Origin of the sequence: Pedobacter sp., from assembly GCF_045628745.1 — a bacterium.
Lineage (GTDB): Bacteria > Bacteroidota > Bacteroidia > Sphingobacteriales > Sphingobacteriaceae > Pedobacter.
Map to the genome: position 1 here is coordinate 1 of NZ_JAZQPU010000248.1, position 9,497 is coordinate 9,497.

General features: G+C 39.7%; 9 protein-coding genes. 4 read left to right on the top strand and 5 right to left on the bottom strand.

From position 1 onward, the window contains the following. Nucleotides 1-188 precede the first annotated feature (188 nt). Nucleotides 189-1,145, top strand: a complete 957-nt coding sequence (locus ACR2F7_RS09455; protein ID WP_432713329.1) for a zinc dependent phospholipase C family protein — start codon at nt 189-191, stop codon at nt 1,143-1,145. A gap of 60 nt (nt 1,146-1,205) precedes the next feature. Continuing rightward, nucleotides 1,206-2,159 (top strand): YpdA family putative bacillithiol disulfide reductase, encoded by a 954-nt coding sequence (locus ACR2F7_RS09460; RefSeq protein ID WP_432713330.1) that lies wholly within the window; start codon nt 1,206-1,208, stop codon nt 2,157-2,159. Here ACR2F7_RS09460 and ACR2F7_RS09465 read toward each other — a convergent pair. The 5 genes from ACR2F7_RS09465 to ACR2F7_RS09485 form a co-directional block, all read right to left on the bottom strand. Next, nucleotides 2,118-3,140, bottom strand: a complete 1,023-nt coding sequence (locus ACR2F7_RS09465) for a hypothetical protein (RefSeq protein ID WP_432713331.1) — start codon at nt 3,138-3,140, stop codon at nt 2,118-2,120. The two genes, ACR2F7_RS09460 and ACR2F7_RS09465, sit on opposite strands and share 42 nt — an antisense overlap. Before the next feature lie 127 nt (nt 3,141-3,267). Next, nucleotides 3,268-3,918 carry a VTT domain-containing protein gene (locus ACR2F7_RS09470; protein ID WP_432713332.1) on the bottom strand — a complete coding sequence of 217 codons (651 nt, stop codon included), beginning with the start codon at nt 3,916-3,918 and terminating at the stop codon, nt 3,268-3,270. A gap of 75 nt (nt 3,919-3,993) precedes the next feature. Further along, the gene (dnaN, locus tag ACR2F7_RS09475) at nt 3,994-5,118 is read right to left on the bottom strand and encodes a DNA polymerase III subunit beta (RefSeq protein ID WP_432713333.1); all 1,125 of its coding nucleotides are present in this window, start codon (nt 5,116-5,118) and stop codon (nt 3,994-3,996) included. A 244-nt stretch (nt 5,119-5,362) separates the two neighbouring features. Then, a complete protein-coding gene (locus tag ACR2F7_RS09480; protein ID WP_432713334.1) occupies nt 5,363-5,896 on the bottom strand; it encodes a hypothetical protein in 534 nt (177 codons plus the stop codon). A 67-nt stretch (nt 5,897-5,963) separates the two neighbouring features. After that, nucleotides 5,964-6,878 carry a glycerophosphodiester phosphodiesterase family protein gene (locus tag ACR2F7_RS09485; protein ID WP_432713335.1) on the bottom strand — a complete coding sequence of 305 codons (915 nt, stop codon included), beginning with the start codon at nt 6,876-6,878 and terminating at the stop codon, nt 5,964-5,966. Nucleotides 6,879-6,928: 50 nt separating this feature from the next. Between ACR2F7_RS09485 and ACR2F7_RS09490 the strand changes: the two genes are divergently transcribed. Then, nucleotides 6,929-8,410: a glycine--tRNA ligase gene (locus ACR2F7_RS09490; protein ID WP_432713336.1), complete on the top strand. Its 1,482-nt coding sequence runs from the start codon at nt 6,929-6,931 to the stop codon at nt 8,408-8,410. Nucleotides 8,411-8,707: 297 nt separating this feature from the next. Beyond that, nucleotides 8,708-9,346: a DUF4142 domain-containing protein gene (locus ACR2F7_RS09495; RefSeq protein WP_432713337.1), complete on the top strand. Its 639-nt coding sequence runs from the start codon at nt 8,708-8,710 to the stop codon at nt 9,344-9,346. The last annotated feature ends 151 nt before the right edge of the window (nt 9,347-9,497 follow it).

The following is a 9,497-nucleotide window of genomic DNA, read 5'->3' on the forward strand; positions in this document are numbered from 1 at the left end:
AAAGAAGCTTTGAAAAGTGGCGATAAAGACCTGATTCTTAAAAAGGCTGATGAGCTGAATGAGTTTACCCGTCCTTTTGCAGAGCGTTTAATGGACCTTGCGGTTTCTAAAGCCATGAGGGGAAAAAGCATAGATTAGCAAGAGCAAAAAAATTACCCTTCCGCTGCTAAAAGACATAGCTTAAGGAGATGAAGAGGTTTATTTTATATTTATTGACATTTACAGCCCTGTTGACGTTAAGTTCATGGGGCTTTTTTGCGCATATCCGCATCAATCGGCTGGCTGTATTTACCATGCCCGCTGGGACTTCCAGGTTCTTTAAAGCTAACATTGTTTACCTGAGTGAGCATGCAGTAGACCCAGATAAAAGGCGCTACGCGGATACAGCCGAGGCAGCCCGTCATTACCTTGATGTAGAACTTTTCGAAAAAAACATAGACAGCATTCCACGGAAATGGGACGATGCTTTAAAGAAATATGGGCTCAAGGCACTTCAGGAAAATGGCATCCTCCCCTGGCATATTCAACGTAACTATTACCAGCTGGTCAGTGCCTTTAAACAACGGGACTCCATTAAAATATTAGTGTATGCCGCTGCACTGGGGCATTATATAGCAGATGCACATGTGCCCTTACACACCACCAATAACCATAATGGACAACTCAGCAATCAAGTGGGCATTCATGCTTTTTGGGAAAGCCGGCTGCCAGAGTTATTTGCCGGGCAATACAATTATGTGGTGGGCCCTGCGGTATATTTTGACGACCCTTTGAAACAGGCATGGAAAATTGTGAAGGACACCCATCGTTTGGTAGATTCTGTTTTAACGCTTGAAGCCCGTTTAAATGCTGGATTCCCTAAGCAGCGGAAGTACGGCTATTCTAAAAGGAATAACATCTTGCAAAAGCAATATTCGGAAGCTTATGCCAAAGCTTACCACGAAGCGATGAATAAAATGGTGGAGAAGCAAATGCGTGCCGCCATTATCTGGACGGGTGCGTATTGGTATGCTGCATGGGTAGATGCCGGACAACCGGTACTGGAAAATTTAAAGAAAGCAGTGCCCAGTGCTGCCGAAATAGAGGAAAAGAAAAAGCAAGAGCTCAAATATAAACAGGGAAAGATTATTGGCCGGGAAAGCTAAGCAATTACAAATGCTCAAAATGGCATTATAAAAACATTTAAATTTATAAATTAGCTGCTAATGGATGTTTTAGATGTATTGATAATTGGCGCAGGCCCCATAGGCCTTACCTGTGGTTTAGAAGCTCAAAAAGCTGGATTGACTTATGTTATTGTTGAAAAAGGCTGCCTGGTCAATTCACTGCACAACTACCCACAGAACATGACTTTCTTCTCTACTTCAGAGAAACTGGAGATTGGTGGTGTTCCCTTTGTATCAGTTAATCCAAAACCTAAAAGAGATGAGGCCCTGGAGTATTACCGCAGGGTTTGCCAAAAGTTTAACCTTAATGTGCGCTTATTTGAGGCTGTAGAAGCTGTTCAAATGAATGATGTTTTTGAAATCCAGACTTCCAAAGGGGAGTACAAGGCCAAAAACGTAATTATCTCTACAGGTTTTTACGACGTGCCGCATTTAATGAATATCCCCGGAGAGGATTTACCAAAGGTGGCTCACTATTATAAAGACCCACATTATTATGCACTGCAGCATGTTTTAGTGGTGGGTGCAAGCAATTCATCTGTAGATGCCGCGCTGGAAACCTATAGAAAAGGTGCACATGTGACCATGGTAATCAGGGATGAAGAGATTAGCAAAAGAGTAAAATATTGGGTACGTCCAGATATCATCAACCGCATTAAAGAAGGCAGCATCACCGCTTATTTCAACTCTACTTTAAAGGAAGTACGGCCATTGGAAGTAGACATACAAACCCCTGAGGGATTAATCACTATTCAGAATGATTTTGTTTTGGCTCTAACCGGTTACCAGCCCGATTTTGGCCTGCTCCAAAAATTTGGGGTAACACTTTCTGCTGATGAAAAGTTATCCCCTATGCATCACCCTGAAACGATGGAAACCAATGTAAAAGGACTATACCTTGCCGGTGTTGTTTGTGGAGGCATGGATACCCATTTGTGGTTTATTGAAAACTCAAGGGAGCATGCGGTTAGAATTATCAGCAATCTTCAATAATTCTTTGTCGATACGCTCATTCCAGTCGGCTTGGGCAATTCTGTTCTGTCCATGTGCGGTTTCCTTGTCGTAAGCCTTCTGCATGGCATCAAGGTCGCGTAGAGAATCAAGGTACTCCATGTTGATGATGGCCTCATAATTATCTGGCGTTAATTTATTGGCAATGATCTTTTGCTTAAACTGCTCGCTGATAATTTTGACCATATCAAAATGCCGCTGTTCATGATTTAAGGCATACTCATCCCTTCCTGCACTTTCGGCCCAGGAGGCACTTTTTGGCAGGAAAGCTTTTACTTTAAGGTCAACTTCGATGGTGCCATTCACCAGCTGCGCGGTTTGTTCGTAACCAATGCCGGGAATTACATAAGCCTGAAAATACCCTGTAGGACGGTTTTTAGATTGAAAATCTGCCCAGGTTAAGGGTCTGCTTTTTGCATAATAAATGGTGTCTCCTTCTGCTTTTTCGCTGTAAGTAGTAAACCTGATTTTGACGTTACTGGCCAGCTTTCTGTTGGTATTGACACTCTTGATCATCCAGTCATTAAAGAACAACAGTCCTGCTTTTAAAAGGCTGGGCAAATAGCGCTCTATAACTGCTGTATCTTTCGCCATCCTGTTGAAGTTTAATTTACCTTTATAATCCACCAAATGTTCTACGCCGTAATTCTTTTGAAGGCCAAAAGATAACACCAAAGAGATGTGCCCATTAACCCGCTGTGCTACCACTGCATTTTCTGTCAGTTTCAATTCCTTAAGGATAAGGACCACAGGTCTGCGTGCCGCATTTTTGTAGACATACTGTTTTACATAGTTCCTGACGAAAGCGATGGCTTTACTGCTGCTTTCATTTTTTATTTCGGCAATATAAAAGGTGGTGGGTTTGAGTATTTCAGCAGGATCAGCACTGCTAGCCTGACTAAAGGCCTTAAATGTGACGAGCTGCGCCAAGCTGACGAGCAGGAAGAATAGCTTCAATTCCACAGGATATAGACATTAAGGTTAAACCTTAACAGCTGAGGAATGAATTAGTTTATTACTATAAGACAAAAAAAAAGCCATTTAAAGCGATGTTGCGCTATAAATGGCTTTTAAAAAAATATGATCAGGATTAAACTGTCTTTTTACTCATCTTTCCTTTGATAGCGGCCCATACAGCAGGAACAAAAGTAACCACAGCAATGAAGATGATCACGATATCAAAGTTATTTTTCACAATAGGAATTTGGCCAATAAAGTAACCTCCTAACAGTAGGCTGGTGATCCAGGCAAAACCGCCAACAACATTGTAATAGGTAAACCTGCCGAAAGGCATTTTGGCAATACCTGCAACAAATGGTGCGATAGTTCTGAAAATAGGTAAGAACCTACTGAAGATAATGGCTTTACCTCCATGTTTTTCAAAGAATTCATGCGATTGATGGTAATACTCCAGCTTCAGGATTTTATTCTTCTCTTTAAATACCCGGATACCTAAAATGCTGCCCAGTTTATAATTGAGGGAATTCCCTAATATGGCAGCAGCAATTAAAATACCCAACATGAGCCAAATACTTAAGCCTGTATTTCCACCAGCAATCAAAGTACCCATTGCAAATAAAAGCGAGTCGCCCGGTAAAAATGGGGTAACCACAAAACCCGTTTCTGCAAAAATAATCAGGAAGAGGATAAAATAAGTCCAGGTTTGGTATTCCTGGATGATGGTCTCCAAATGTTTATCAATATGGAGAATGAAGTCTATAAATTGCGAGAAGAATTCCAATACTTTTTAATTAAGTCACAAAATTAAATATATCACGGTCATTACCATGATATACTTAACCCGTTAATTGTCATATTAATTATTATTGTTAAGCATAACCGGCATTACCAGCATCAGCACATTTTCATTTTCATCGTTAGTTTGAGGAATCAATAAACCTGCACGGTTAGGTGTAGAAAGTTCTAAAGTAACTTCTTCACCACCTAAATTGCTCAACATTTCGATTAAGAACCTTGCATTGAAGCCAATTTCAAGGTCTTCACCTTCATATTGACAACTCAAACGCTCATGGGCTTCATTGGCAAAATCTAAATCCTCAGAAGAGATATTCAGCTCGCTGCCATTAATTTTTAAACGAACCTGGTGTGTTGTTTTATTAGCAAAAATAACCACCCTTCTTAAGGTATTTAAGAATAAGGCACGGTCAATAATTAATTTATTAGGGTTGTTAGCAGGAATAACTGCCTCATAATCTGGGTAACGTTCGTCGATTAAACGGCAGATCAAGTTGATGTTTTCAAATTTAAAGAAAGCACTGGTGGCATTATAATCTACAGAAACTTCCATGTCTCCGGCAGGCAACGCTGCTTTCAATAAGGTTAAAGCTTTTTTAGGTAAGATGAAGGAAGCTGTTTTATCAGCTGTGATGTCTGTGCGACGGTATCTTACTAATTTATGAGCATCAGTGGCTACAAAAGTAATGTGCTGACTGCTTAGCTGGCAATATACACCAGTCATTGCTGGGCGTAACTCATCGTTACTTACAGCAAAGATAGTTTTTGTAATGGCTTCACTCAATACAGAAGCAGGTAGGCTTACTGAAGAAGCGTTTTCTACTACTGGAATTTTAGGGAAATCATCACCATTTTCGCCACTTAATTTATATTTACCTTCACCAGCGCTAATTTCAATAGAGAAGGTATTGTCATCAATGTTGAAAGAAATAGGTTGATCAGGAAGTGTCTTTAGGGTATCTAACAAAATTTTTGCCGGAACCGCTACTTTACCATCTTCTTTAGACTCAACGGCCAAAGAAGTAGTCATGCTGGTTTGAAGATCTGTAGCGGAAATGGTAAGATTGCCATCATTAATCTCGAAAAGGAAGTTTTCCAATATCGGCAAAACTGTACTGCTGCTGGATGCACCATTTACCGTTTGTAAGTGTTTTAAAAGTGTAGAAGTGGAAACTATAAATCTCATATGTGATCTTGTCTATTCTCAATAAATCTTGTAATTCTCAAAAATATAAAAATAACCTTGCATCCGCAGCTTTAGGGGAATAATGTGGAAAGATTATCTCATTTTTTATGTTTTCACAGCCCCAGACCTTCATCCAATAGCCTACCTTCAAATTTCAAAAGGGGAGGAAAATAAATAAAGGTTTAAAACAAAAAGGGGCATCTAATTCAATTAGACACCCCTTTATCATTTTCGGGACAATATTTTATAAACCGAAGTTAAATGCGGCTCTGATGCCAATAAAAGAGCTGGTATGGCTATCTCTAGACCATCCTTCATAACGCACACCTAAGTCAATAGCTGCTTTGTTGGCAACTGGAAATTCTACACCGATTCCTGGAGCGTAAGCGAATGCTGTACCACCACCATCTTCAGTAGAAAAAGCAGCGCCAAGTTCAGCACCACCATAAAAGTTTTCAGCAAAGAAATACCTTAAACCCGCTTTAACAGGGATAGTTCCAAAACTATGAGTTAGTCCTGCCATCTCTTTGCTTTTAAAACTTATATATCCGGCACTACCGGTAAAATTTAAATTAGCGGCTACAGGAACCTGGTAAACTAAAGATCCACCAACACCTAAATTATAAATATCACCAAAATTACCAACAGGTAAACCAAACTCTACGCCTACACCTAATTTTTGACCATTCATGGCCGGATCTTTTGCATTTTGAGCTGAAGCGCTCGAAAAGGCTAAAACGCCTGTAATTGCTGTAAGTAAAAGTAATTTTTTCATCATCGTCATTTGATTAACAGGGGTAAAATCACCCTTCGGGCTATTGTTATCAAAAATTTGGCCAATCAGCTTATTTCTTCAAAAATTTAGTCTTTAAATGCTTGTCAGCACGGTATTGATCAAGTTCCTTACCCGCAGCAACCAATTCATCTGTAGACAAAATGGACGCGCCATTCCCCACTAAATTATAATAAACTTTACGATTCGGGTAAGCGGCAGCACTTTTATCTAAGTTGCCCATGGTACCTAAAATACAAGATATACCCTTGCTGTTTAAAAAGCTGTAAACGCCTTTATCGGGCGCGGATACACCCACAAAGGCGACAAGGCGATCATTAGGCACGCCCATTTCGTTTAAACGGTTCAGGTCTTCTTCACCTTTGATGGAGGCGGAGATCATGATGTCTGGTGCTAATTTATGAAAAGCACGTGCCTGACCAGCATTATAGGTGATAAAGATGGAATTACTTTCTGCTTTCGTTTTGCGAATGGCAGCAATAATCATTTCATAAGGTACTCCTTTTTTAACATCAATGGTAAAGAGTACTTTATTTTTTCCCCAGCTTAACACCTCTTCCAGGGTAGGGATTTTAAATTCAGTAACCTTCCCATCATCGTCTTTCAAACGGAAAGCTTGCAGTTCCTGGTAGGTATAATTTTCTATAGGTCCAGTTCCTGTACTGGTACGGTCCAATCGATCGTCGTGCATAATCACTAATGCAGAATCTTTACTTAGTGCGACGTCAAACTCAATAATGACAGGCTGGTAACGGGTTGCATTTTCAAAGGTTTCTATACAATTCTCAGGAAAACCCGGCATGGGTGCTCCCCTATGTGCACTTAAGATGGGATAAACAGTTTTTCTGGTGTCTAAAAACTCATGTAACTCAGCAGTATTTTTAAACGATAAATGATGTTTTTGCTGTGCCGAGCAGGAGAAGCTGATGACCAACAGAGGCAGTAAAAGTAAATTGAATCTTTTCATGGCCAAAAATAACAATAAAATTATGTCCAACTTCCTATATTTGCGGTACTATGGCCAAAAATAACAACGACGAACAATTCAAAAATGTAATATCCCACGCAAAGGAATACGGGTTTGTATTTCAAAGCAGTGAAATTTATGATGGACTAAGTGCCGTATATGATTATGGACAATTAGGTGCCGAATTAAAAAACAACATTAAAACATACTGGTGGAAGGCCATGGTACAAATGCATGAAAACATTGTAGGTATTGATTCTGCAATATTTATGCACCCTAAAGTGTGGAAAGCCAGTGGTCACGTAGATGGTTTTAATGATCCTATGATTGATAACAAGGATTCAAATAAACGCTACCGTGCCGATCAGCTGATTGAAGATAAAATTACACGTTATGAAAATGACGGTAAAACAGATAAAGCTGCTGAACTACAGAAAGAGATGGACGATGCTTTAAAAGCGGAAGACCTGCCTCGTTTAAAAGCCATTATTGAAGAACACAATATTGTTTGTGCCGTGAGTGGCACAAAAAACTGGACAGATGTTCGCCAGTTTAACCTGATGTTCAGCACGCAGTTTGGTGCCATGGCAGAAGGATCTGATGAAGTTTACCTCCGTCCGGAAACTGCTCAGGGTATCTTCGTTAACTTTCTGAATGTACAAAAATCAGGAAGAATGAAAATTCCTTTTGGAATTGCCCAAATTGGTAAAGCTTTCAGAAATGAAGTCATTGCCCGTCAGTTTATCATGCGCATGCGTGAGTTTGAACAAATGGAGATGCAATTCTTTGTACGTCCGGGTGAAGACCAGAAATGGTTTGCCTACTGGAAAGAAGCACGTCTGAAATGGCACAAGGCCTTAGGTACGCCAGCAGATAAATACCGTTTTCATGACCATGTAAAACTTGCACATTATGCCAATGCAGCTACTGACATTGAGTTTGAATTCCCCTTTGGATTTAAAGAAGTAGAAGGTATCCATAGCCGTACAGATTTCGACTTGACACAACACCAGGAGTTCTCAGGCAAGAAAATGCAATACTTCGATAACGACCTCAATGAAGAAGGAAAACCTTATGGCAATTACGTTCCTTATGTAATTGAAACCTCAATAGGTTTAGACCGCATGTTCTTATTGACGATGATCAATGCCTTTGAAGAACAAGATTTAAGTGTTGGTGATAAAAAAGACAGCAGAACCTTGTTACGCTTACACCCTGCCCTTGCACCAATCAAGGCTGCTATTTTGCCACTAACAAAAAAAGATGGCTTGCCGGATAAAGCAAAAGAAATTATGGATGCGTTGAAATATGATTACAACGTGGCTTATGAAGAAAAAGATTCCATTGGTAAACGTTACCGCAGACATGATGCCATAGGTACACCGTTCTGTATTACAGTAGATCATCAGACACTTGAAGATGATACCGTAACCATCCGTCACCGTGATACCATGGAGCAGCAAAGAGTAGAAATTAAAGATCTTGATTTCTTAATCTCCAGCAAGGTAAGCTGGAAAAACCTTTTGAAATAAGGAGATCAACCTGTTTTTTTGATATTACATAAACAAGGCCGGCAAAATATTGCCGGCCTTTTGTTTATCATTATTATTCACCTTTCTTACCTATTGACATCCACCTATAGATAAAAAATTCTTCAATGCGCTGTTTTCGTTAAAACCATTTAGGTTATTTAATGTTTAGATTTTAACAACTAATTATTGTTACAGCATTGGAAACACCTTTTATGAAAAATAGGGAGTAAATACCCCGCAACAGCATTTTTCTGTTCATAAAAGCATCATTACCGTTGAAATACAAATATTTATCCTATGAAAAACAATCACTTATTTTCCCTTCTTATTGCTGGCGTTTGCCTGTGTAGCGCTTGCCAAAATGCCGACAAAAAAGAATTAACCAGTACCCTTGCTTCTGATTCAACTTTAGATACGATAGGGACAAGCAGCAGAAGCGACCTTGAAGATGATGAAACAGGGTTTATTCAGCAAGCTGCCGTAGGCGGATTAATGGAATTAGAAACCGGGAACCGTGCCTTGCAAAAATCTAAAAATGCTGAAGTGAAAAAATTCGCCCAGATGATGGTAACGGATCATTCTAAAGCAAACCTGGAACTTCAAAAAGTGGCTACCAATAAAGGCTTACAACTGCCAGGAACTTTTCCTGCTGAACAACAAAAACAGCTCGATGCTTTAAGTGAATTTTCTGATAAAGGTTTCGATAGGCAATACATGCAAATGATGGAGAGCGATCACATCAAAATGCTGGCACTTTTTAGAAAAGCAGCGAACTTTAAAGATCCTGATATCAAAGCCTTTGCGGTTAAAACTATCCCCATCTTAGAGGGCCATTATAACCATGCTAAAACATTAAATACAGCACTCCATGCTGAGCGGGTTAATAATGGCGATGACAATTCAAATGTTGAGCGCGATGCTAAAAAGCCTCAATAAGCGTTTACTTTAGCATGAAATTGATTATCCCGATCTTAATATTACTCACCTTATACACCACAGCTCAAACGGTTGCTGCACCATCAGTAACCGTTTTGACTGTTGATAGCCAGCGTTTTAATGATAAGACTGAAAGCTGGAGCCAGAAGGA

Coding starts and splice junctions, on each gene's coding strand:
- ACR2F7_RS09455 (WP_432713329.1), top strand. CDS start 189: ATGAAGAGGTTTATTTTATATTTATTGACATTTACAGCCCTGTTGACG.
- ACR2F7_RS09460 (WP_432713330.1), top strand. CDS start 1,206: ATGGATGTTTTAGATGTATTGATAATTGGCGCAGGCCCCATAGGCCTT.
- dnaN (WP_432713333.1), bottom strand. CDS start 5,118: ATGAGATTTATAGTTTCCACTTCTACACTTTTAAAACACTTACAAACG.
- ACR2F7_RS09480 (WP_432713334.1), bottom strand. CDS start 5,896: ATGATGAAAAAATTACTTTTACTTACAGCAATTACAGGCGTTTTAGCC.
- ACR2F7_RS09485 (WP_432713335.1), bottom strand. CDS start 6,878: ATGAAAAGATTCAATTTACTTTTACTGCCTCTGTTGGTCATCAGCTTC.
- ACR2F7_RS09490 (WP_432713336.1), top strand. CDS start 6,929: ATGGCCAAAAATAACAACGACGAACAATTCAAAAATGTAATATCCCAC.
- ACR2F7_RS09495 (WP_432713337.1), top strand. CDS start 8,708: ATGAAAAACAATCACTTATTTTCCCTTCTTATTGCTGGCGTTTGCCTG.